General features: G+C 66.8%; 23 protein-coding genes. 12 read left to right on the top strand and 11 right to left on the bottom strand.

The window, feature by feature from the left end; all coding sequences use genetic code 11:
• Positions 1 to 25: 25 nt before the first annotated feature.
• From BLR57_RS12050 to BLR57_RS12040, 3 genes are all read right to left on the bottom strand, one after another.
• Positions 26 to 433, bottom strand: coding sequence for a hypothetical protein (locus BLR57_RS12050; RefSeq protein WP_089697808.1), 408 nt, complete (start codon positions 431 to 433; stop codon positions 26 to 28).
• 79 nt (positions 434 to 512) lie between these two features.
• Positions 513 to 2,099, bottom strand: a complete 1,587-nt coding sequence (locus tag BLR57_RS19885; protein WP_170830631.1) for a S8 family serine peptidase — start codon at positions 2,097 to 2,099, stop codon at positions 513 to 515.
• 39 nt (positions 2,100 to 2,138) lie between these two features.
• Positions 2,139 to 2,747, bottom strand: coding sequence for an ArsR/SmtB family transcription factor (locus BLR57_RS12040; protein WP_089697804.1), 609 nt, complete (start codon positions 2,745 to 2,747; stop codon positions 2,139 to 2,141).
• 143 nt (positions 2,748 to 2,890) lie between these two features.
• Here BLR57_RS12040 and BLR57_RS12035 point away from each other — a divergent pair, with 143 nt between their 5' ends.
• The 3 genes from BLR57_RS12035 to moaC are packed head-to-tail and all read left to right on the top strand — an operon-like array spanning position 2,891 to position 5,357.
• Positions 2,891 to 3,349, top strand: coding sequence for a DUF5518 domain-containing protein (locus BLR57_RS12035; RefSeq protein ID WP_089697803.1), 459 nt, complete (start codon positions 2,891 to 2,893; stop codon positions 3,347 to 3,349).
• Between the two features lie 51 nt (positions 3,350 to 3,400).
• A complete protein-coding gene (locus tag BLR57_RS12030; protein WP_089697801.1) occupies positions 3,401 to 4,840 on the top strand; it encodes an NAD(P)H-hydrate dehydratase in 1,440 nt (479 codons plus the stop codon).
• Positions 4,833 to 5,357: a cyclic pyranopterin monophosphate synthase MoaC gene (moaC, locus tag BLR57_RS12025; protein ID WP_089698400.1), complete on the top strand. Its 525-nt coding sequence runs from the start codon at positions 4,833 to 4,835 to the stop codon at positions 5,355 to 5,357. Before BLR57_RS12030 ends, moaC begins: the two co-directional genes overlap by 8 nt.
• Before the next feature lies 1 nt (position 5,358).
• Here moaC and BLR57_RS12020 read toward each other — a convergent pair whose 3' ends face one another.
• From BLR57_RS12020 to BLR57_RS12010, 3 genes are all read right to left on the bottom strand, one after another.
• Positions 5,359 to 5,829 (bottom strand): DUF7522 family protein, encoded by a 471-nt coding sequence (locus BLR57_RS12020; RefSeq protein ID WP_089697799.1) that lies wholly within the window; start codon positions 5,827 to 5,829, stop codon positions 5,359 to 5,361.
• 92 nt (positions 5,830 to 5,921) lie between these two features.
• A complete protein-coding gene (gene hflX, locus BLR57_RS12015) occupies positions 5,922 to 7,223 on the bottom strand; it encodes a GTPase HflX (protein ID WP_089697797.1) in 1,302 nt (433 codons plus the stop codon).
• Positions 7,220 to 7,534, bottom strand: a complete 315-nt coding sequence (locus BLR57_RS12010; RefSeq protein WP_244510020.1) for a DUF2209 family protein — start codon at positions 7,532 to 7,534, stop codon at positions 7,220 to 7,222. The genes hflX and BLR57_RS12010 overlap by 4 nt, the downstream gene beginning before the upstream one ends.
• Positions 7,535 to 7,806: 272 nt before the next feature.
• Between BLR57_RS12010 and BLR57_RS12005 the strand changes: the two genes are divergently transcribed.
• Together BLR57_RS12005 and BLR57_RS12000 are read left to right on the top strand one after the other, a co-directional pair.
• A complete protein-coding gene (locus tag BLR57_RS12005; protein ID WP_089697794.1) occupies positions 7,807 to 8,142 on the top strand; it encodes an FUN14 domain-containing protein in 336 nt (111 codons plus the stop codon).
• Positions 8,143 to 8,290: 148 nt separating this feature from the next.
• Positions 8,291 to 8,575: a translation initiation factor eIF-1A gene (locus tag BLR57_RS12000; protein WP_089697793.1), complete on the top strand. Its 285-nt coding sequence runs from the start codon at positions 8,291 to 8,293 to the stop codon at positions 8,573 to 8,575.
• A 135-nt stretch (positions 8,576 to 8,710) separates the two neighbouring features.
• Here the strand turns inward: BLR57_RS12000 and BLR57_RS11995 are convergent, their stop codons facing one another.
• A complete protein-coding gene (locus tag BLR57_RS11995; RefSeq protein WP_089697792.1) occupies positions 8,711 to 9,436 on the bottom strand; it encodes a ribosome assembly factor SBDS in 726 nt (241 codons plus the stop codon).
• A 215-nt stretch (positions 9,437 to 9,651) separates the two neighbouring features.
• Positions 9,652 to 10,806, bottom strand: coding sequence for an acyl-CoA dehydrogenase family protein (locus BLR57_RS11990; protein WP_089697791.1), 1,155 nt, complete (start codon positions 10,804 to 10,806; stop codon positions 9,652 to 9,654).
• A gap of 190 nt (positions 10,807 to 10,996) precedes the next feature.
• On the opposite strand from BLR57_RS11990, the gene BLR57_RS11985 reads away from it, so the two are divergent.
• Positions 10,997 to 11,302: a NifU family protein gene (locus BLR57_RS11985; RefSeq protein WP_089697790.1), complete on the top strand. Its 306-nt coding sequence runs from the start codon at positions 10,997 to 10,999 to the stop codon at positions 11,300 to 11,302.
• 115 nt (positions 11,303 to 11,417) lie between these two features.
• The gene (locus BLR57_RS19430; RefSeq protein WP_170830630.1) at positions 11,418 to 11,564 is read left to right on the top strand and encodes a DUF7542 family protein; all 147 of its coding nucleotides are present in this window, start codon (positions 11,418 to 11,420) and stop codon (positions 11,562 to 11,564) included.
• Between the two features lie 164 nt (positions 11,565 to 11,728).
• On the opposite strand, the gene trxA is transcribed toward BLR57_RS19430, so the two are convergent.
• Together trxA and BLR57_RS11975 are read right to left on the bottom strand one after the other, a co-directional pair.
• Positions 11,729 to 12,064 (bottom strand): thioredoxin, encoded by a 336-nt coding sequence (gene trxA / locus BLR57_RS11980; RefSeq protein WP_089697789.1) that lies wholly within the window; start codon positions 12,062 to 12,064, stop codon positions 11,729 to 11,731.
• 66 nt (positions 12,065 to 12,130) lie between these two features.
• Positions 12,131 to 12,796 (bottom strand): 2,5-diamino-6-(ribosylamino)-4(3H)-pyrimidinone 5'-phosphate reductase, encoded by a 666-nt coding sequence (locus BLR57_RS11975; protein WP_089697788.1) that lies wholly within the window; start codon positions 12,794 to 12,796, stop codon positions 12,131 to 12,133.
• Between the two features lie 135 nt (positions 12,797 to 12,931).
• Between BLR57_RS11975 and BLR57_RS11970 the strand changes: the two genes are divergently transcribed.
• Positions 12,932 to 14,905, top strand: coding sequence for a PAS domain S-box protein (locus BLR57_RS11970; RefSeq protein WP_089697787.1), 1,974 nt, complete (start codon positions 12,932 to 12,934; stop codon positions 14,903 to 14,905).
• Between the two features lie 138 nt (positions 14,906 to 15,043).
• Positions 15,044 to 16,093, top strand: coding sequence for a glycosyltransferase family 4 protein (locus BLR57_RS11965; RefSeq protein WP_089698398.1), 1,050 nt, complete (start codon positions 15,044 to 15,046; stop codon positions 16,091 to 16,093).
• A 42-nt stretch (positions 16,094 to 16,135) separates the two neighbouring features.
• Here the strand turns inward: BLR57_RS11965 and BLR57_RS11960 are convergent, their stop codons facing one another.
• Positions 16,136 to 16,480: a DUF7510 family protein gene (locus BLR57_RS11960; protein ID WP_089697786.1), complete on the bottom strand. Its 345-nt coding sequence runs from the start codon at positions 16,478 to 16,480 to the stop codon at positions 16,136 to 16,138.
• Positions 16,481 to 16,917: 437 nt separating this feature from the next.
• On the opposite strand from BLR57_RS11960, the gene BLR57_RS11955 reads away from it, so the two are divergent.
• The 3 genes from BLR57_RS11955 to BLR57_RS11945 are packed head-to-tail and all read left to right on the top strand — an operon-like array spanning position 16,918 to position 20,795.
• Positions 16,918 to 18,201 (top strand): Single-stranded DNA binding protein, encoded by a 1,284-nt coding sequence (locus BLR57_RS11955; RefSeq protein ID WP_089697785.1) that lies wholly within the window; start codon positions 16,918 to 16,920, stop codon positions 18,199 to 18,201.
• A complete protein-coding gene (locus tag BLR57_RS11950) occupies positions 18,198 to 20,027 on the top strand; it encodes a hypothetical protein (protein ID WP_089697784.1) in 1,830 nt (609 codons plus the stop codon). Before BLR57_RS11955 ends, BLR57_RS11950 begins: the two co-directional genes overlap by 4 nt.
• Before the next feature lie 3 nt (positions 20,028 to 20,030).
• A complete protein-coding gene (locus BLR57_RS11945) occupies positions 20,031 to 20,795 on the top strand; it encodes a metallophosphoesterase (RefSeq protein WP_089697783.1) in 765 nt (254 codons plus the stop codon).

Genomic DNA, 20,795 nt, shown 5'->3' with positions numbered 1-20,795 from the left:
GGCGGCCTGCTGGCGACGACGAAACTCACAGCAGACTGTCGCCGAGGACGACGACCGAGAGATTGTTCGCGAAGACGAACAGCCCGGCGGCGAGCAGCAGACCGAGCCAGAGTTCGATCCCGAACGCGAAGTAGCGGTCGTACGGCGCGGGCGTCACCCGGAGCATCCGCATCACTCCGGCGAAGGCCACTGCGACGAGGACGACCGCGAGGACGTTGACGCCGACGACGACCGGAACCGACTGTCCGAGGAGCCACCGCATCAGCGGATTGCTCTCGGCACCGACGCCGACGGCGGCGGCCGCATAGAGCGACGTCAGGAGGTCGACCGTCACGAGCAAGAACAGCGCGACGGCGATCCAACTCCAGTACTCTCGAATCCGCGGCTCCGCGCGCGGACCGCTTCGACGCCGCCTCTCGGAGGCAGGCGTCACTGACGGCTCCGGACGGGTCGGTCGGCTCCCATGTCGTCTCTCTCGGTCGCGTGCGTATTCAACTGTGCGGCGAGGATTGTCATGGGCCGTTTCCCTCGGCCGTGTCGTCGATATCGTCGAAGTCATCGATGTCGTCGACGCCGCCGACGCTGTCGACCTCGTGGCCGTCGTGGCCGTCGACGTTCGCACGCCGAACCGCGGCAGCCGCCTCGACGGCGTCGACCGCGTCGAGTCGCCGACTTTCGCCGTCCGCCGTCCGTTCGAGCAACTGCTCGACCTCGCGCGGCGACAGCCCGTCGTAGGAGGACTCGACGAGTGCCGCCGTGCCTGCGACGTACGGCGCGGCCGCGGAGGTCCCGTAGAACGTCCCGGTGACGCGCGTTCCCACCCCGTCCGGCGCGCCGACGTCGACGTCGAACTCGTCGGTGCCGTGGGAGCTGTAGTCGCGGAGCTGGCCGCTCCGGACGTCGATGGCTCCGACGGCGATGACCGAGCCGCTCGTCGCGGGCGCGACCATGCTGCCCGACGTCGTGTGCGTCAGCGACGTCGTCGTCGAGAACAGCCGGAGCCGACTGGTCGTGGGGGTCGTGTGGTTCGCGGGACTCGTAGCGTTCGTGTGACTCGTACGGTTCGCGCCGTCAGCGTCGGCCGTCCCGCCCGCGTCGTGAGCGTAGATGCCGACGTAGTAGACGCCCTTCGGGACGACGGCGTTGATGGTCTCCGTCGCCGTGGCGTTCGTCCCGTTCTGCCGCGTCACCGATTTGGCGACGACCGGGTCACGCGCCGTCCCCTTGCGGTAGAGATAGAGGTCGTAGTCGGCCGAGGTGTTCCACGAGAGCCGCAGCGAGACTCGGCCGCTCGTGGCGGTGCCGTCGGCGAGGGGGTTGGCCTCCGAGTCCGGGGCGAACTCGACCCAGCCCTCGCCGTCGTCGACGCCGCGCCAGTGGCGGTCGCCGTAGTTGCCCGCGGAGGTGACGAAGACCACCCCGTCGTCGGAGGCGTTCTCGGCGACGGCGGCGATGCGGTCCGTGTCGCCGTCCGCCGTCGAGAAGTAGCTCCCGGCGTCGACGACGACGTCGACGTCGTTGGCGACGAGCCACGAGACGGCGTCGGCGTAGGAGTCACCGGTCGGACTCGTCCCCACCTCGGCGAGATAGAGGTCCGCACCCGGTGCGGTCCGCGTGACGACCTCGGCGACGGCGGTGTCGTGGCCCGTCTCGCTCCGCGGCCGGACCGGCGGCCGCTCGACGCTGTAGTGGTCGGCGACGTGCCCCGCGATGGCCTCGTGGTCGGCGGCGAACGTGCTGCCGACGACGCCGACGCGGACGTCCTCGCCAGTGACGCCCTGCTCGTGGAGTTCGTCGGCGCGGATGGCCTGGACGCCGTCGGTCGGTTGGGACCGAGTCTGGTGGAGTGTCAGCCACGGATGCTCTTCGGCGGGGTCGGTCTGAGTCGCCGTGGGTGCCGCAGTCCCAGCTTCGCTCCCCTCGCTCTCCTCGCTCTCCTCGCTCCCAGCCGCCTCGGTGAAGAGTCGCCAGTGGCCGTCGGCGAAGCCGCCCGTCTCACTCCCCCCACCGACCGCAGTGGACGTGACTGCGGGCAGCCCGGCCGCCGAGACGAGGAGGAGCGTCACGAAGAGCTGCAGGGCTATCCGACGGCGGCTCACGGCTCCCACCTCCCGCGAGACCGACTCCGTTTCATTGGGTTACCTCCGCCGGTATTCCCACCCGGCGACGAGCGCGAGGACGAGCAGCCCGCCCGCGAGGAAGGCGACGCCCGGCGGGAGGAGGCCGAGGACTGGTCCGGCCGCGCCACCGAGACTGTCGCCGACACGGGGACCACCGGCCGGCCCGCCGAGGTCGACGACGCCCGCGCCGAACGCGAACTGGACGAGCAGACTGAGGACGCCGAGGACGGCGACAGTGCCGACGAGTCGTTTGAGCGAGTCGAGGAAGGACGAGCGGTCGTCCGCGCTGCCGACGCAGACGACGAGCGAGTCGTCGACGGGCCCGTAGACGTTCATCTCCCGGCCCTTGACCGAGTAGCGGATGTCTTTCACCTCGACGAGGCCGGCGTCTTGGAGTCGTGTCAGATGGTGGCGGACGTTCTGGATGGAGGTGTCGACGCGCTCGGAGAGTTCCGAGGCCGTCTCGGGGGCGTCATAGAGGGCGGTCAGAATCGAGCGGGCCGTCTCCGACGAGAGCGAACTGATGAGTTCGTCAGACTCCTCGTCGTCGAGCCAGAGGACGCGGAGGTCACCCTCGTCGTCGTGGTCCTCCCCCTCGGGCGGTTCGGACGGTAGGAGTCCGGACATTACTTCTGATTGCAGTTCCACCAACTAAACGGTTCGGAATCAGTTAACACACCTCGTTGCGTTTACATTCTGACTGACACGACTCGTCGGCTGGGTCCAGCGTGAGCGGCGTGCTTATGTTATTTCGTTGTGAACAAGTCAGCATGGCCCTCCATCCACTTCGTCCGCTCCGAGCGCTCCGTGACTTCCTGACCGCCACCTACTGGCGGTTCGCCGTCGTCGCTGGCGGTCTCACTGCCATCGTTGTCGGACTCGACTACTGGCAGATGGCCTCGGGAAATCTGGACTTCACTCTCGTCGTCCTCGCGGGCTTCGTCGGCGGCTACCTCTTTCACGGCCGCCCGGAGACGCCCACGCAGGTCGGCTTCCGTGTCGGTCTCGTCGGCTCGCTGCCGGTACTCCTGCAGGTCGCCGAACCGCTCGGCTACATCGTCGGCCTGAACCAACCGGCGTGGTTCACCGTTCTTCAGGGGCTGATGCTGCTCGGCTACGTCCTCCTTGCGACCACGCTCGTCGGTCTCTCGGGCATCGTCGGCGCGCTGGTCGGCAACTGGCTCGCGGGGAAGACGAGCGGACATCAGGAGTCGGCCGCGGGCAACTGATTCACTCTCGGACACCCACATCTTAACACCGCCCCGAGCGAAGCGCGAGCCATGATAACCGCCGAACGCATGGCCGTCGTCGACCGCAACGCGGCGGCACTGGGGGTCCCACAGAAACAGCTGATGGAGTCCAGCGGCAACGCCGTCGCCCGCGCCGTCCGCGAGGCCTCAGAGGAGGGCGCGCAGGTCGCCCTCGTCTGTGGCCGCGGCAACAACGGCGGCGACGCCCTCGTCGCGGCCCGCTTCCTGAAGGACTACGACGTGACGGTTCATCTGCTCGGCCGCGCTGAAACCATCACGACCGACATCGCCCGCGAGAACTGGGATGCCCTGCAGGACGCCGAGTTCGAGACACAGGTCGTCCGCGACTCGGCGGACCTCGCGCTCGACGACCCCGACGTCGTCGTCGACGCGATGCTCGGGACGGGTATCACCGGGTCGCTCCGAGAACCCGAAGCGACTGCGGCCCGCGCCATCAACGACTCTGACGCCCTCGTCGTCGCCGTCGACGTCCCCTCCGGCGTCGACGCGAACACCGGCGAGGCCGCTGCGGGCGCAGTCGAGGCGGACCACGTCGTGACCTTCCACGACATGAAGCCCGGTCTGGAGAGTTTGAAGACCGAGGTGACCGTCGCCGACATCGGCATCCCCGCGGCCGCCGAGACCTTCGTCGGTCCCGGCGACCTGACCCGACTCACCCGGAAGTCCGCGAGCCACAAGGGCGACCACGGCGAGGTGCTCGTCGTCGGTGGCGGGCCGTACACCGGCGCGCCTGCGTTGGCCGCACAGGCCGCGCTCCGGGCCGGTGCCGACCTCGTGCGGGTTGCCTGCCCGAACAACGTGGCCGACGAGATCCAGGGTTACTCGGAGAACCTCATCGTCCGACCCTTCGAGGGCGAGCGGTTCACTCCCGAGGCCGTCGACCACGTCCAGTCGCTCGCTGCGGAGCACGACGTGACGGTCCTCGGTCCCGGTCTCGGCGACGCGCAGGCGACGCTCACAGCTGTCTCGAACTTCCTGGCTGGCTTTTCGGGCACCGCCGTCGTCGACGCCGACGCGCTCCAGGTCGTCCCCGAGGTCGAGACGGACGCCGACCTGCTCTGTACGCCACATCAGGGCGAGTTGCGGAAGATGGGCGGGGAGACGAGCGACGACTGGCGCGAACGCGAAGGGCTGGTGACCGAGTTCGCCGCCGAGGTCGGCCACACGCTGCTCGTGAAGGGTGCCTACGACATCGTCTCGGACGGCGAGACGACCCGCATCGGCCGGACGGGCAACCCCGGTATGACTGTCGGCGGGACGGGCGACGTGCTGGCGGGCGCGACGGGCGCGCTGGCCTGCACACAGCCGCTCGTCGACGCCGCGGCCATCGCGGCCTACGTCAACGGCCGTGCGGGGGACCGCGTGGTCGACAGACAGGGCTACGGGCTGGTGGCGACGGACCTCGTGGACGAACTGCCGCTGGCACTGTGGGGTGACGACGATGAGTGACCCCTCGGACGACCCGACGCCGACGAAACAGGGAGACACTGGCGACGACCTCACCCACACCGACACGGAGGGCAACGTCCAGATGGTCGACGTCGGCGCGAAACCCGACACGGCCCGCCGGGCGGTCGCCCGCGGTGTCATCCATCTCCAGCCGTCGACGGTCGCGGCGATTCACGACGACGGCATCGCGAAGGGCGACGTCCTCGCGACGGCCCGCATCGGTGCGATTCAGGCCGTCAAGCACACCTGGGAGACGATTCCGATGTGCCACCAGATTCCCATCACGAACGTCGACACCGACTTCACGGTCCACGAGGACCGCGTCGTCCTCGAAGTCGCCGTCGAGACGACGGGCAAGACGGGCGTCGAGATGGAAGCGTTGGAGGGCGTGACGACGGGACTCAACGTCGTCTGGGACATGGTGAAGGCCGCCGAGAAGGACAGCGAGGGGCAGTATCCGGGCACTCGAATTACGGACGTCGAGGTGCTGTCGAAGGAGAAGCGCGCGGTCAAGTAGGTTATCGGAACTCGGGGTCGACGGCCGACTGAAGCTCTTCGACGAGCGTCGGTAGTTCGACCTCCTCGCTCGCGTCGAACGAGAAGAAGACGCCTCGGTGCTCGTCGATCGGGATGCGCACCATCGTCGCCTCCTCGAACCCGCGGACGACGTGGTCGAGGTCGCCGACCTCGTAGACCCGCTCTTTGTGCTTGTCGGTGAGCGCGGACGCGAAGCCCATCTCACGAGCGATGTCTTCGAAGTCACCCTCGTCGTACGTGGTCACGACGTCCGGCCGGACGAACAGCAGTTCGAGCGTCGTTCCGTCGTAGAGACCGACGGTTCGGAGGCTGTCGCCGACCTTCTCCTCGAGCCACGTGTCGACGCCGTCGGCGTCGGCGACGACCCGCCTCTCGGGAGCCAGTGCCTCGGTCGTCCCCGCCAGACTGTCGCCCTCCTCCCAGAACAGCTCGGGTGTCCCTCCCATCGTCATTCGAATTTCTGTTCTATCTGAATATGCATAAATATGTCTCGGGGGTGTGCGGAATCCGGCGGTGAGAGATAGAGAGAGCGAAGACTCGGCCGTCAGTTCGCCGCGACCGACAGGTCCGCCGCCTTCGAGCGTGCCTTCTCGATGATTTCGGGGCGTGCTTTGAACTCCAGCATGACGTTGTCGTCGGTGTACTCTTCGGCGTCGACGTGGCCGTGGTCGTGAATCCACGAGACGACGCTCATCGTGTCGTCGGTCATCGGGAGCATCAGCCGCTCGTCGTGCCACTCGGGGAGGTCGGCCTCGATGCGTTCGCAGAGTTCCGCGACGTTCTCGCCGGTCAGCCCCGAGACGACGACGGGGTTCGGCGCGAGCGCGGTGAGTGCCTGCTTCTTCTCTTCGAGTTCCTCGGGGTCGACCTTGTCGGCCTTGTTGAGGACGGTGACGATGGGTGCCTCGTTGCGCTCGTAGAGCGTGTCGTGGCAGGTGACGAGCTTCTCGCGCATCTCCTCGACGGGCTCGCTGGCGTCGACAACGAGGAGCACGAGGTCTGCACGATAGACCGAGTCGAGCGTCGACTGGAACGACTCGACCAGCCAGTGCGGCAGGTTCGAGACGAACCCGACCGTGTCTGTCAGGAGGACGTTCCGCATCCCGGTGTCGGCGCGGCGGGTGGTCGTTCCGAGCGTCGTGAACAGCTCGTCCTGCGACTCGGCGGTCGTCTGGAGGTCCGGATGGAGGTCCTCGTTCTCGTCGACGTCGAGGTCCTCGGCCAGCCGGCGCATCAGCGTCGACTTGCCCGCGTTGGTGTAGCCCGCCAGCGCGACGAGGTCGAAGCCCGACTCCCGACGCTCGGCGCGGCGGGTCTCCTCCTTGTCGGCGATGGCGTCGAGTTCCTGCTTGATGTTGGCGATCTGGGACTTGATGTCGCGCTCGCGGCTCTCGTCGTACTCGCCGAGTCCCATGAACCCCGGCCGCTCGTCGCGCTTGGCGAGGCTGGCCTTGGCGGCGGCGCGGGGGAGTTCGTACCGCAACTCGGCGAGTTCGACCTGGAGCTGCGCCTTTCGCGTGTGTGCCCGCTGGCCGAAGATGTCGAGGATGAGCGTGAATCGGTCGACGACCTCGACGCCCTCGGGCAGTTTCTGGCCGATGTTGTAGGTCTGATACGGCCCGAGTCGGTTGTCGACGACGACGACGTCCGCATCCGTCTCTCTGACGACTGCGGCCAACTCGTCGACCTTCCCCTTTCCGAAGCCGTAGGCGGCGTCCTCCTCACGCGTCTGCGTGAGCGAGCCGACGACGTCGTAGCCCGCAGAGCGGGCGAGGTCGGTGATCTCTTCCAAATCGGCACTTCCGGTGTCGACGCGTTTGGCGACGACGGCTTTCGTCCCTGTCATAACAGTAGCTCTCGGGCGGCGTAGGCGGCGTAGTGGGCGGCTTGCACTGTTTCGCGTTCGGCTATGCTCTCGATGTACTTGAACGGTGGCCGAAACTCCAACTCGACACGTTCGGCAGGCTCCTCGTAGAACTCGCCGCGCTCGGAGACGACCGGCCCGTCAGGCGTGTTCGGCAACTCGGCGACGGCCTCGGCGACGACGGCGAGCGTCGCGTCCAGCGTCGGCTGGGCGCGGCTGGTCGCAAAGCCCATCCCCTCGACGCTGCGGATGCGCGTCGAGTCGACGACCGCGTGGACCGCGGCGGCGACCATCAGATACTCGCCAGCCTCCTCGTGGCGACCGCTGATGTCGACGCCGACCACCTCAGGGGTGGGGGTTCTTCACCTCACGTTCTTCCGACTGCTCCATAGTCGCGGGTAGGCGACGGGTACTCTTGAAGCTTCCCGGCGACACGCGGCCGGTCAGTCTCCCGAACCTCCCCGGCGACGAGGAACCACTCACTCCATCCGACCTGTCGGCGCGGCTGACGTGTGTCCGACGGTCGGGCACAAAGGTCTTAACCGAGAGTGACGGATTTGTGACTATGCTGCAATCTGGTCTCCCCATCGCCATCGACTTCCAGCAGCTCGGCATCGAAGCCGGCTCCGGAGCGATCATCGGTGGCATCATCGGATTCGCCGCCAAGAAGGTGGCCAAGATCATCGCGATCCTCGTCGGTATCGAGCTCGCGCTGTTCAAGTTCCTCGAATCGCGCGAAATCCTCACCGTCGACTGGGACAGGCTCACTGCGGGCCTCGTCGAGACCAGTCAGGACGCCGCGACCGGCGCGCCGCCGGACTGGGTCATGACGATCCTCTCGACGCTCTCGATCTCCGGCGGGTTCGCCGCTGGCTTCTTCCTCGGCTTCAAGAAGGGATAACGCGCTCTCAGGCGGTCTCCGACGGTCGTACGGCTCTTCTCTTCCGACCGATTCTCGTCCGTTTCACTCCCCTCGTTTGCCGGGACCCCGTGGTATACGATAGCGCGCATCTCCAATGATTTAACCGTTTGCGTGTCCCAGCTATATTATGAGCGAAGAATCCGGGCGCCGTAACCTTCGGATGCCCAACAAAGACGAAGTGTTCGCCGTGGTCACAGAACGACTCGGTGGCAACCACGTCCGTCTCCGCTGTGCAGACGGCAAAGAACGACTCGGCCGCATCCCCGGCCGCATGAAGTACCGGACGTGGATTAACGAGGACGACGTCGTCATCTGCGAACCGTGGTCCTGGCAGGACGAGAAGGCCAACATCGAATGGCGCTACACCGACCAGGACGCCGACCAGCTCCGCCGCGAAGGCCACATTCAGTAGATTTTCTTCTCTCTCAACCGACCGGCTCAGTCGTGAGATTCGACGGCCGTTTTCCATCTCTGCCAGCGACCGCGTCGCTCGTCCATGGCACTGTCGGTAGCAACGCAGCCACACGAAAATGACGTCCCGACCGCGTTACCGCGTGTTGAGTTCGTCTTTGTCCTTGACGATGCGCGTCTCGGCCTCGCCGCTGGTGAGGTCGTTGACGAGGTCGTAGAAGTCGTTCTGCATCCCCGCGGGGAACGTCAGGACACCGACCCAGCCGCCGTCGTTCGTCCACTCCTCGCGTTCCAGGTCGCCGAAGGTCCGGACGCGCGCCTGCGCGCTCCCGGCGTATTCGGCGGGGAGGTTGACCGCGATGGTGACCTCGGCGAAGCGGATCGGGATGACCGGCCGCAGCGCGTCCAGCGCGTCGTCGACCTGCGACTCGACGGTCTCCATCGGGTCGATCTTGAAGCCCGCCTGCTCCAGCGCGCGCTCGATCCGCTCCGGCGGATGCGGGGCGTCGTCCATCTGCGGGTTGACCGCGTTACGGGCGATCTTGTTGATGAGCTGTTTGCGCTTCTGCTCTTGCATCTCGCGACGCTGTTCGGCCGTGATCTGAATCTCCCCGCGTTCGACGACCTCGGGGATGATCTGCATCGGGTCGGTCGTGCCGAAGACCTTCTCCAGGTCGCTCTCGGCGGGGCGGTCCCCGCGGGAGGCGTCCTCGAAGACGTCCTCGGCGGCGATGACGTCCTCCAGCTCGCCGTCGAACTCGCCGCGTTTCATCGCCAACGCTGCGTCGGGGTCGATGAGCACCTCGAAGCGCGCGCCGTGCGATTCGAGTCGTGCTGTCACGGCCTCGTCGAGTGAAATCATATCTCGGGATACCACCTCCGAGCTTAAAAGCCCTCCCCGATGTTGACACGTGCCGAGGACAGCAGGTCGGATGGCAGAGCGACGGGGCGACGGGCGACTGGTGACGGGGCGGTGGAGCGACGAAGTGACGGGGCGGCGAGGCGGCGAGGCGACGGGGCGACGAGGCGGCGTTGTCACCGCGGTTCGATGGCTTGCCGTGGCCGCCCGCAACCCGGTCAGAAGCCCTTACCGAGCAGCTCGCGGGCGACGATGTTCTTCTGAATCTCCGACGTCCCCTCGTAGATCTGCGTGATCTTCGAGTCGCGGTAGAGCCGCTCGACGTCGTGGTCGTTGACGTAGCCCGCGCCGCCGAAGACCTGGACGGCCTCGTCGGCCGCGTCGGTGGCGACCCGCGAGGCGAACTCCTTGGCCATCGACGCCAGTGCCGTCAGCTGTCCTTCGTCGTTGTCGACGCTCCACGCCGACTTGTAGGTCAGCTGTCGGGCGGCCTCTGTACGGATGTGCATATCGGCGAGCTTGTGCTGAATCGCCTGGAACTCCCCGATAGAGCGGCCGAACTGCTCGCGCTCCTGAGCGTAGTCGAGCGCGCGCTCGCAGGCACCCTTCGCGATGCCGACGCCCTGTGCGGCGACCGCGGTGCGCGTCTCGTCGAAGAACTGCATCAGTTGCAGAAAGCCCATCCCCTCCGTGCCGACGAGGTTCTCCTCGGGCACGCGGACGCCGTCGAAGTAGAGTTCGGCGGTGTCGCTGGCGCGGATGCCGAGCTTTCCCGTTATCTTGTCGGCCTCGAAGCCGTCGCGGTCGGCCTCGACGATGATCTGTGAGAAGCCCGCATAGCGGTCGTCGGCGTCGGGGTCGGTCTGGCACATGACGACGAAGTAGTCGCCGACGGAGCCGTTGGTTATCCACATCTTCGAGCCGTCGATAACCCACTCGTCGCCGTCTTTCTTCGCGCGGGTCCGAATCGACGTCACGTCCGACCCGGCCTGCGGTTCGCTGATGGCCGCACCCATGACGGACTCGCCCTCGACGATGGGCGGGAGATACTGCTCTTTCTGCTCCTCGGTGCCGAACTCGATGATGGCCTCCGCGCCGAAGCCGGCACTCGTGATACAGAGACCGACGCCGGGGTCGACGGCGAACAGTTCCTCCGTGACGAGCGCGTTCTCCAGCGACGAGTAGCCGACGCCGCCGTACTCGACGGGGAAGTGCGCGCCCGTCAGCCCCATTTCGGCAGCTTTCTGGACGACCTCGTGGGGATACTTCTCCGCTTGGTCGTACTCGCTTGCGACGGGCGCGACCTCGTTCTCGGCGAACTTGCGGACCTCCTCTTTGATGGCACGGTGCTCCTCGGAGAGTGCGTAGTCCATGAGTGTTAATCACACTCAATCGTGATATATGCCTTGTGACACTCGGAAGAACCCACCGGCAGTTCCTCGCCGACGTGTGGCGGTTTCGTCGCTGTCGACGTCGGGTCCACCGCTGCTGGCGACAGCGACGAGACCAACAACACCGTTCGCGACACGAAGTCATATATCGGCTGGCCGCCTTCCCCGACCAATGAGCACGACAGCTCCGGAGAAGGGCCTCGAAGAACGTATCGAGCTGTTCATGATGCGAAACTTCCCGCAGATACAGATGCACGGCGGCGACGCCGGCATCGACGCCATCGACGAGGAGACCGGCGAGGTCTGGATCTCGCTCACCGGTGCCTGTTCGGGCTGTGGCATCTCCCCGATGACGATTCAGGCACTCAAGACCCGGATGGTCGCCGAGTTCGACGAACTCTCCGAGGTCCACGCCGGAACGGGGATGTGGGCCCACGAGTCCGACGATGGCGAGGACTTCTCGGACGTTCCCTTCTGACCCGGCTAACGGCCGATTACGCAGACGGCAGCCGGCCGGTACGGTGTCGTTACTCTCCGTGAGACCGGCATAATGGTGTGATTACTTAACCCCCTGTCCGGGCATGGCTTGTGACATGGCGTCACATTACCGGACCTTCCACGTCGTCTGCCGCGACTGTCAGACCGAATCGCTCGTCGACTCCGAAGAGCGGGCTCGTGAGTTCGTCGACGAACACACCGCCGATTCGGACCACACTGTCGACTTCAAGCGCGTCGCGTAGCACGAGCGGTCTGGCTTCGGGACGGTTCGTCGTCGCTGGCGTCGGAACGGCTGGCGTCGTCGTCGCTGAGGGCTGTTGCAGACGTTGGAATCCGAGTGAGTCCGAGCCGTTTCGGACGTCACAGTCCGGACCGTTTCGTTCTGTGGAAAAAACGAGAGTCGCGATTAGGAGAGCTGTTCGATGACGTCGACGAGGTCCGCTTTGTCCTGTACGCCGATGACGGATTTGGCCTCCTCGCCGTCGGCGAAGAACTTCAGCGTCGGGACCGAGCGGATGCCCTGGGACTTGGCGAACTCCTGCAGTTCGTCGATGTCGACTTTGGCGACGACGGCGTCGGTCTCGGCGGCGACCTCTTCGAGGGTCGGCTCCATCATCTTACACGGCCCACACCAGTCGGCGTAGAAGTCGACGAGGACGATGTCGTTGTCCGCGACGAGTTCGTTCAGGTGGTCTTCGCTCTCGACGGGTACCGGCTTGCCTGCGCTCTCGGGTGTACTCATGGGGATACCTACTGGTGGCAGTGGCTTAACTATTGAGCCGGTTTGTCGGCGACGTGCACGACCGGCTCACACCGTGTAGTGAAGGACGACGCCGTCGTCGAGCCGTTCGACCGAGTCCAGTTCGAGCTGCGGGAACTCCTCGCGGTCGACGAACCCCTCGCCGTCGGCCAGCGTGGGCGCGTCGCGGCCGCCGATGACGAGCGAGCCGACGTAGAGCGAGAGTTCGTCGACCAGCCCGGCCGCGAACAGCGAGAAGATGAGTTCGCCGCCGCCTTCGACCATCAGCCGCTCCACGTCGCGCGATTCGAGTTCTGCGAGGCCCGCAGCGAGGTCGACGCGCTCCTCGCCCGCCCGAACCACGACCGCGCCAGCGTCTTCCAGCGCGGCGACGCGGTCGTCGGGGGCGACGTCGGCGACGAGCAGGTAAGTCACGGCCTCGTCGTCGAGGATTCTCGCGTCGGTCGGCGTCCGAGCGCGTGAGTCGGCGACGACGCGGGCGGGGTTGCCGGGACGGCCGTTCTTGAGCCGTTGGACGCGGCGGTCCTCCACGTCGAGGACGAGATGGGGGTCGTCGGCGAGGACGGTGCCGACACCGACCATGACCGCGTCGGCGGCGGCGCGGATGCGGTCCATCCGGTCGAAATCCTCCGGGCCGCTGATCTTGATCTGCTCGCGCCGCCGCGACGAGAGCTTTCCGTCGGCACTCGTGGCGGCGTTGACGACGACGTGCATACCGGGGCAATCGCGTGGGGTGTGAAAACCGCTTTCGGTGGGGTCATGCGGCGGTCGTCGCGCCCCGAGCGGTGGCCGGTGTCGACCCGGTGACGCACCAAACAGTTATCTTCGTGTCGCGAAGTGGGTGAAACCATGACTCTCTCGTCTGCGGACGCGCTTGCCGTCCTCTACGTCGGGGACGACGGGTCCGCAGATGCTGTCGCGGACGGTCTGGAGCGCGTCGACGGCCGGTTCGACGTCGAGACGGCGACGACGGCCGGGGACGCGCTGCGACGGCTCTCCGAGACGGCCGTCGACTGTCTCGTCTCGGAGTACGACCTCCCCGACAGCGACGGACTGGCACTGCTCGAAGCCGTCCGAGGCGACGCGGACCACGACGGTCTCCCCGTCGTACTCTACACCGACGCTGGCAGCGAATCGGTCGCCAGCGAGGCCATCCGTGCAGGCGTCTCGGACTATCTCCCGAAAGCCGACGCCGACATCGACCGTCTCGCCGAGCGCGTCGCCGCGGCCGTCGAGAGCCGTCGCTCGCGAGCGCGCTTCGAGTCGAACGAGCGGCGACTCTCGCTGTTCTTCGAGCAGTCCTCGCTGGGCGTCATCGAGTGGGACTCGGAGGCGCGACTCGTCCGGCTAAACGACGCCGCCGAGGACATCCTCGGCTACACCGAAGCGGAGCTGCAGGGAGAGCCGTGGGGAACGCTCGTCCCGGACGACAACCAGGAGGCGGTCGCCGACGTCATGGAACGGCTCGTCGCCAACGACGGCGGCTCACACAGCGTCAACGAGAACATCCGGAAGGACGGCGAACGCATCGTCTGCGAGTGGCACAACCGTGTCGTCACCGACGACGACGGCGAGGTCATCGCGCTCTTCTCGCAGTTCCGCGACGTGACCGAACAGCATCGACAGCGCGAACTCCTCGAAGGCCGCGAACGGGTGCTCAAAGAGATGTACGAACTCATCTCGGCACGCGAGAAGTCGTTCACCGAGCAGGTCGAGGCGTTGCTCGCGCTCGGCCGGGACGTCCTCGGCGTCTCCTACGGCACCCTCTCGAAGGTCTGTGGCGACGAGTATCTGTTCGAAGTTGTTGACGCCGCCCCCGACGCCGAATTCCAACTCGAGGCAGGCGACACGATTCCGCTGTCGATGACGAACTGCGAGGTTGCCGTGAGCACGGAGCAGACGCTCGTCCTCGGCGACATCGAGCGGGACGCACCCGAACTCCTCGAGCGGGGCGGAAACGCCGAGTGGGGGATTGGCTGTTACCTCGGCGCGCCTGTCTTTGTCGACGGCGACGTCTACGGGACGTTCTGTTTCTACGATACCGACACCCACGCTGAGCAGTTCACCGAGTGGGAGGTGACGCTCGTCGACCTCATGAGCGGCTGGGTCGGCTACGAACTCCAGCGTCGGGAGGCGAACCAGCGACTCAAGCGACAGAACGAACGGCTGGAGGAGTTCGCGTCGCTCGTCTCTCACGACCTCCGGAACCCGCTCAACGTCGCGCAGGGGCGACTCGAATTGGGGCGCGAGGAGTGCGACAACGACCATCTCGCGGTCGTCGAACGCGCACACGGCCGGATGCAGACGCTCATCGAGGATATGCTCCTGCTCGCACGCGTCGGCCGCGGCGTCGACGAGGTCAGTCCTGTCGCCCTTGCCGAGCTCGTCCGGGACTGTTGGCAGGGCGTCGCGACCGGCGACGCGACACTCGTCGTCGACACCGTCCGGACGGTACGTGCCGACGAGACGCGGCTTCGACAGCTCTTGGAGAACCTGCTGCGCAACAGCGTGGAACACGGTTCCACGAGCAGCCGGACGGAATCCGGCGACTCGGTCGAGCACGGCGGTGAATACGTGACCGTCACCGTCGGGACCTTCGCTGATGGCTTCTACGTTGCCGACGACGGCCCTGGGATTCCTGCGGAGAGCCGCGAGCAGGTGTTCGACTCGGGCTACACGACGAAATCCGACGGAACGGGCTTCGGTCTCGCCATCGTCCGCGAGATCGCCGACGACCACGGCTGGGCGATCCAGATCACCGAGAGCGAAGCGGGTGGGGCACGGTTCGAGTTTACTGGTGTCGAGTTCGAAGACAACGAGTGAGTGACGCGGCGGTATGCGGACTCGTCGCGAGGCTCAGGCCGAGTACCGGACCCGGCGTCGGCTCCGCGAGGAGTCACCGGGGCGGGCTTTTAAATAATGTGACTGGCAAGGTAGCCCAAGATGGTTCCACGAGTGTTGATGCTCGGGTGGGGATACCCACCGAACGTGACGGGTGGGCTGGACACACACGTCGGCGAAGTGTTCGACCGGATGGAAGAGCGCGACGACGTCGAGGCGGAGCTGATTCTGCCCGCGGAGTACGCGCCGGAAGGCCGCGAGAACATCGAGGGCGTCGCGACGGGTGACGGCGACATCATCACCCGCATCGGGCGGCTGAGCAAGCGCTTCGCCGAGAAGGCCGACGAGGGCGACTTCGACGTCGTCCACACGCACGACTGGTTCGGCTACGGGCCGGGATCGCGCGCACAGCAGGCCGACGCCGACATCGAGTGGATCACCTCGTTCCACTCACTGTCGTCGGACCGTAACGTCGACCCGCCGCAGCGTGAGGTCGAGACCGAACAGCGCGTCACCAACCGCTCGGACTTCCTCATCTCCGTGAGCCACCTGCTCGCGGACAAACTCAACCGCGAGTACGGCGGTGAATCGACAATCGTCCACAACGGCTTCACGGAGCCGCACATCACCGGCCGCGACATGAAGGACGAACTGGGTATCGACGGCGATATGCTCTTCTTCGTCGGCCGCCACACCGACCAGAAGGGTATCTCGCATCTGCTCTATGCGATGAAGCATCTCCGGAACCCCGACGTGACGCTCGTCGTCGGCGGCAAGGGGCATCTGACCGAGCAGTTGAAGAAGTTCGTCGAACTCATCGGCGTGGCGGATCAGGTGGAGTTCGTCGGCTACATCCCCGAAGAGGAGCTGGGCGACTACTACGCCTCGGCGGACGTGTTCGTCTCGCCGTCGCTCTCGGAACCGTTCGGCATCACGGTCACGGAGGCACTGGCCGCCGGGACGCAGGTCGTCTCGACGCCCGCGGGCGTCATCGAATGCCTGCCCGAGGGCTGTGTGGTCGAGGTCGAGATCGACTCCTACTCCATCGCCGACGGCATCGAGGAGGCACTGGCCCGCGAGGGACCGCCGGAGTACGAACCGCGGACGTGGGACGAGGTCGTCGACGAGACCATCGAGGTCTACGAGCGGGTCGCCGCGGGCGACTTCTGAAAAGGGCGGCAGTCGGACTTGTTAGTTTTCGAGCGTCTGAGACTACCGGTAGACGCTGTACTCGGTCACTTCCTCGCCGTGGACGATGGTGAAGCCGTCGGCGGTCTTCGTCACGCCGGGACCGCGTCGGATGGACTGGTACGGACTGTCGTCGCGGGCCGACTGGTACGGACTGTCGCTGTCGACCGACTGGTACGGGCTGTCGCTTCTGGCTGCTTGATACGGGCTGTCGAGGTCGGCGTCGGCGTCGAAGCCCTCCGGCGGCAGGTAGACGCGCTCGCCCGACTCTGAGCGGACGACGACAGCGGCCTCTTGGGTGCCGCTGATGGCGATTTCGGTCTTCCCGTCGGCGACGCGCACGTCGCAGTCGAACTCGTGTTCGGTCATGGAGTCGTGTCGAAGGCGAGGGCACTTAGCAGTTCGTGCCGAGATGAGTTTTTGGTGGCTTTCGTCAGACTCGGTGCTGACTCGGTTGTGGTCAGTGGAGTCGAAAACATTCAGAAAGCCCACGCGTTCTCGACTCGGGAGGCTCGCTGCGCGCTTCGCTCACTTCGTTCGCTCCAGTGCTTACGTCGCCTGCCTTCGTCGAGAACGCGTCCCCTTTCAGTCCCACCCGACGGCACGGCCACACCCTCACCAGCCGATTCGCTCACTCGCAGGCTCGTTCGCTCATCCCTCGCACGAGTGGCTCGCGCCGACGAGACGGCACGAAGCCACGCGCCGTACCGGTGGCCCAGTCTCACGCCGTCGTGTCTCCGTCCAATGGTGTGGGCCGGCTTCCCGCGTGCAACGGTTTTTAACGCATGGGGACCAAGCCGTGGCTGATGCAGTTAGACGACCATGCCGAGGAGCTCGCCTCCGCTCTCGGCGTTGACAAAGAGGAGGTCAAGGAAGACTTAGAGAACCTGGTCCAGTACAGCGTGCCGCTGGACGAGGCGAAACAGAGCATCCGACGGAAACACGGCGGTGGTGGTGGCGGCAGCACACCCTCGTCGAAGGACGTCGCCGACATCACCACCGAGGACGGCAGCGTCAACGTGACCGTCCGGGTGTTGACCGCCGGGACCCGGACCATCCGGTATCAGGGCGACGACATCACCATCCGCGAAGGCGAACTCGCCGACGGGACGGGGAAGGTCTCCTACACCGCGTGGCAGGACTTCGGCTTCGAGGCCGGCGACTCCATCACCATCGGCAACGCGGGCATCCGCGAATGGGACGGCAAACCCGAACTGAACCTCAACGACAGTTCGACCGTCGCGATGGCGTCCGAGGAGGTCGACGTCGAGTACCCCGTCGGCGGCGACGCCGACCTGCTCGACCTCGAACCCGGCGACCGCGGCCGCAACGTCGAGGTCCAAGTGCTCGAAGTCGAAGAGCGGACCATCAACGGCCGCGATGGCGACACCGACATCCTCTCGGGCGTCGTCGGCGATGAGAGTGCCCGACTGCCGTTCACCGACTGGGACCCCCACACAGAGATCGAAGAGGGTGCGAGCCTCCGTATCGAGGACGTCTACATCCGTGAGTTCCGCGGCGTTCCCTCGGTCAACCTCTCCGAGTTCTCGACGGTCACCGAACTCGCGAGCCCGGTCGCAGTCAACGACTCCGCGCCCAAGCTCTCGGTCCGCGAGGCCGTCGACAGCGGCGGGATGTTCGACGTCGAAGTCGTCGGCAATCTCCTGGCGGTGCGCGACGGCTCGGGCCTCATCGAGCGCTGTCCGGAGTGCGCCCGCGTCATCCAGAACGGCCAGTGCCGGAGCCACGGTGCGGTCGAGGGTGAGGACGACCTGCGCGTGAAAGGCATCCTCGACGACGGCACCGACACCGTCACCGTCGTGCTCGACGCCGACCTCACCGAGCGCGTCTACGGCGGCGACGTCACCGACGCGAAGGAAGCCGCCCGCGACGCGATGGACAAGGAGGTCGTCGCCGACGCCATCCGAGAGGAGATCGTCGGCCTGGAGTTCCGGGTCCGGGGCAACCTCTCGGTCGACGAGTACGGCGCGAACCTCGACGCCGAGGAGTTCGCCGAGTCCGACGACGACCCGGCCGACCGCGCCCGCGAGCTGCTTGCTGAAGTCGGCGTCACGGAGGTGAAGGCATGAGCGCGGACGACGGGGACAACGGTCCGGGCCGCCGCGAGGTCGCCCACCGTCTCTTCGCCGCCGAGTTCGACGACGCCTCCCTCTCGTACTCCGAGAGCGACGAGGAGCGCGCGCCGAACTACGTCGTCACCCCGACGGGTGCTCGCGTCAACCGCCTCTTCGCAGTGGGCGTCCTGACCGAGAAAGAACCCGTCAACGACGACGTGCTCCGAGGGCGGCTCGCCGACCCGACGGGCGCGTTCGTCAGCTACGCCGGGCAGTACCAGCCCGACGAGATGGCGTTCCTCGACCGCACGACTCCGCCAGCGTTCCTCGCGCTGACCGGGAAGGCCCGGACGTTCGAACCGGAGGACTCCGACCGCGTGTTCACCTCGGTCCGCCCCGAGAGTCTGAACGACGTCGACGGCGACACCCGCGACCGGTGGGTCGTCACGACCGCGAGAGCAACGCTCGAACGGGTCGCCGTCTTCGACGAAGCACTCGACTCCGAGAACCGCGGCGACGCGCTCGCCCGCGAACTCGAAGCCCGCGGCGTGACGCCGTCGCTGGCCTCGGGCATCCCGCTCGCCATCGACCACTACGGTACTAGCCGCGCCTACCTCGAAGCCGTCCGACAGCTCGCCGTCGACGCGCTGGAGGTCGTCACCGGCGACCGCGAAGAGGTCCGCTCGCTCGACTTCGCACCCGGCGAGGGCGGCGACGTGGTGCTCGGTCCGCTGCCCGCGGTCGACCTCGGCGACGCGCCGGAGATCGAGACGCCCGCGGAAGTCTCCGAACCGGCAGTCGAGCCTGACGAACCGGTCGACGAACCCGACGAACCGCAAGTCGACGACTCCGTCGCGGCCGAGACGGACGCCGCTGCATCGACAGAGACGCTCGTCGACGAGGCTGCCAGCGAAGAAGCGGACGAGACCGCTGAGACCGCTGCCGAACCTGCGGAAGCCGTCAGCGCGACCGACACCGGGGCAGAGCCGACGTCCGACACCGCCACCGACCCCGACCCGGTCGAGGAGACGGACGCCGAACCGGTCGCCGAGACACCGACCGAGTCGGCTGCGGCGGAGACCGACGCTGCCGGTTCGACCGAGACGCTCGTCGACGACTCCGCCACCGAAGCGGACGACGTGGCGGCCGAACCCGCGGAAGCCACCGGGACCGCCGACTCTGGTCTGGGTGACTTCGACGACACTGAGAGCGAAGCCGAAACCAGCACGGACTCCGGACTCAGCGACTTCGACGACGACCTGGGAGACTTCGACGACGACGCAGACACGGAGAGTGGTCTCGGCGACTTCGACGACGAAGACGGGACGACAGAACCAGCGGACTCAGGGACCGAAACGGGGGAAACCGACGACAGCGGGATGTACGAACTGCCCGAGGAGGAGCGCAAAGAGGTCGAAGCCGAGTTCGGTACCGAGTTCTCGACCGGCAGCGAGGTCGGCGAACCCGGCGAGGCGGATATCGACGTGCCCGACGCCGACGACCTCGAATCCGAGTTGGACGCAGCCGACTCCGAGACCGAAGAGGCCGAAGAGGACGAACCGGCCACCGCAGCACCGTCGGCAGATGCCGACGCAGACAGCGCGGACGACACCGCGGACGCCGCTGACACCGCCGACGCCGCGGACGTCGACCTCGAAGACGCCGCGGTCGCGGCGATGAGCGACCTCGACGACGGCGACGGTGCCTCCCGCGAGGCGGTCGTCGCGGCCGTCGTCGACGAGTACGGCGTCGACCCCGGAGCCGTCGAGGACGCGATTCAGGACGCGCTGATGAACGGCCAGTGCTACGAGCCGAACGAGGACCAGCTGAAGGCCATCTGAGCCGTGCCCACGGTCGAACCGCTCCCCCGCCAGCCCGCCGCCGTCGCCGACCTCGGCCACGAGCGGGCACTCGTCGTCGCCGACGTCCACGTCGGCATCGAAGCCGCGTTGCGCTACGAGCGCGGGGTCGAACTCCCGAGCGACGCCGACAGCCGCCGTGAGCGACTGCTGTCGCTGCTCGCCGAAACCGGTGCGGACAGGCTCGTCGTCCTCGGCGACCTCGGCCACCGCATCGGCGACCCGAAGGGCGACGAACTCGCGGAGTTGAACACGCTCGTCGACGCCGTCACGGACCGCGTGGCGATGACGCTCGTGACGGGCAACCACGACGCTGGTCTCGCCGACGTCGTCGCCGCCCGCGTCGACGTGACGCCCGGCTCGGGCGTCAGGCTGGGTGACGTCGGCTTCGCCCACGGCCACACCTGGCCGAGCGAAGCGGTCCTGAGCGCGCCGACGGTCTGTACGGGCCACGAGCATCCGACGGTTCGCCTGACCGACGCCGTCGGCGGCAGCCGGACCGAGAAGGCGTGGCTCCGTGGCTCGCTGGCGAGGGACGTCTTCGCCGAGGGTCTCGGTGTCGACGCCGCCGACTTGGACTGGCACGACCCGGACCTCGTCGTCTTCCCGGCGTTCAACGACCGCTCGGGCGGGACGTACGTCAACGTCGAGGGTCAGGGATTTCTCTCGCCGTTCCTTCCCGAAGGTCTCGTCGACGGCGAAGCCTACCTGCTTGACGGGACGCGCTTGGGTGACTACCGTCGGGTCTGA

The sequence above is a fragment of the Halogranum gelatinilyticum genome, assembly GCF_900103715.1.
In the GTDB taxonomy this organism is placed as follows: Archaea; Halobacteriota; Halobacteria; order Halobacteriales; family Haloferacaceae; genus Halogranum; species Halogranum gelatinilyticum.
The sequence above is the reverse complement of the archived record's forward strand: the minus strand, read 5'-3'. Positions and strand labels throughout refer to the sequence as shown.

Bases quoted from the DNA above. Each gene is read 5' to 3' on its own strand.
- BLR57_RS12035 (WP_089697803.1), top strand. From the start codon at position 2,891: ATGGCCCTCCATCCACTTCGTCCGCTCCGAGCGCTCCGTGACTTCCTG.
- BLR57_RS11985 (WP_089697790.1), top strand. From the start codon at position 10,997: ATGAGCACGACAGCTCCGGAGAAGGGCCTCGAAGAACGTATCGAGCTG.
- BLR57_RS11995 (WP_089697792.1), bottom strand. From the start codon at position 9,436: ATGATTTCACTCGACGAGGCCGTGACAGCACGACTCGAATCGCACGGC.
- BLR57_RS12040 (WP_089697804.1), bottom strand. From the start codon at position 2,747: ATGTCCGGACTCCTACCGTCCGAACCGCCCGAGGGGGAGGACCACGAC.
- BLR57_RS11965 (WP_089698398.1), top strand. From the start codon at position 15,044: ATGCTCGGGTGGGGATACCCACCGAACGTGACGGGTGGGCTGGACACA.
- BLR57_RS11960 (WP_089697786.1), bottom strand. From the start codon at position 16,480: ATGACCGAACACGAGTTCGACTGCGACGTGCGCGTCGCCGACGGGAAG.
- BLR57_RS11950 (WP_089697784.1), top strand. From the start codon at position 18,198: ATGAGCGCGGACGACGGGGACAACGGTCCGGGCCGCCGCGAGGTCGCC.
- BLR57_RS11955 (WP_089697785.1), top strand. From the start codon at position 16,918: ATGCAGTTAGACGACCATGCCGAGGAGCTCGCCTCCGCTCTCGGCGTT.
- BLR57_RS12030 (WP_089697801.1), top strand. From the start codon at position 3,401: ATGATAACCGCCGAACGCATGGCCGTCGTCGACCGCAACGCGGCGGCA.
- BLR57_RS12020 (WP_089697799.1), bottom strand. From the start codon at position 5,829: ATGACGATGGGAGGGACACCCGAGCTGTTCTGGGAGGAGGGCGACAGT.
- BLR57_RS11990 (WP_089697791.1), bottom strand. From the start codon at position 10,806: ATGGACTACGCACTCTCCGAGGAGCACCGTGCCATCAAAGAGGAGGTC.
- BLR57_RS12010 (WP_244510020.1), bottom strand. From the start codon at position 7,534: ATGGTCGCCGCCGCGGTCCACGCGGTCGTCGACTCGACGCGCATCCGC.
- BLR57_RS19430 (WP_170830630.1), top strand. From the start codon at position 11,418: ATGGCGTCACATTACCGGACCTTCCACGTCGTCTGCCGCGACTGTCAG.
- moaC (WP_089698400.1), top strand. From the start codon at position 4,833: ATGAGTGACCCCTCGGACGACCCGACGCCGACGAAACAGGGAGACACT.
- BLR57_RS12000 (WP_089697793.1), top strand. From the start codon at position 8,291: ATGAGCGAAGAATCCGGGCGCCGTAACCTTCGGATGCCCAACAAAGAC.
- hflX (WP_089697797.1), bottom strand. From the start codon at position 7,223: ATGACAGGGACGAAAGCCGTCGTCGCCAAACGCGTCGACACCGGAAGT.
- trxA (WP_089697789.1), bottom strand. From the start codon at position 12,064: ATGAGTACACCCGAGAGCGCAGGCAAGCCGGTACCCGTCGAGAGCGAA.
- BLR57_RS12005 (WP_089697794.1), top strand. From the start codon at position 7,807: ATGCTGCAATCTGGTCTCCCCATCGCCATCGACTTCCAGCAGCTCGGC.
- BLR57_RS11970 (WP_089697787.1), top strand. From the start codon at position 12,932: ATGACTCTCTCGTCTGCGGACGCGCTTGCCGTCCTCTACGTCGGGGAC.
- BLR57_RS11975 (WP_089697788.1), bottom strand. From the start codon at position 12,796: ATGCACGTCGTCGTCAACGCCGCCACGAGTGCCGACGGAAAGCTCTCG.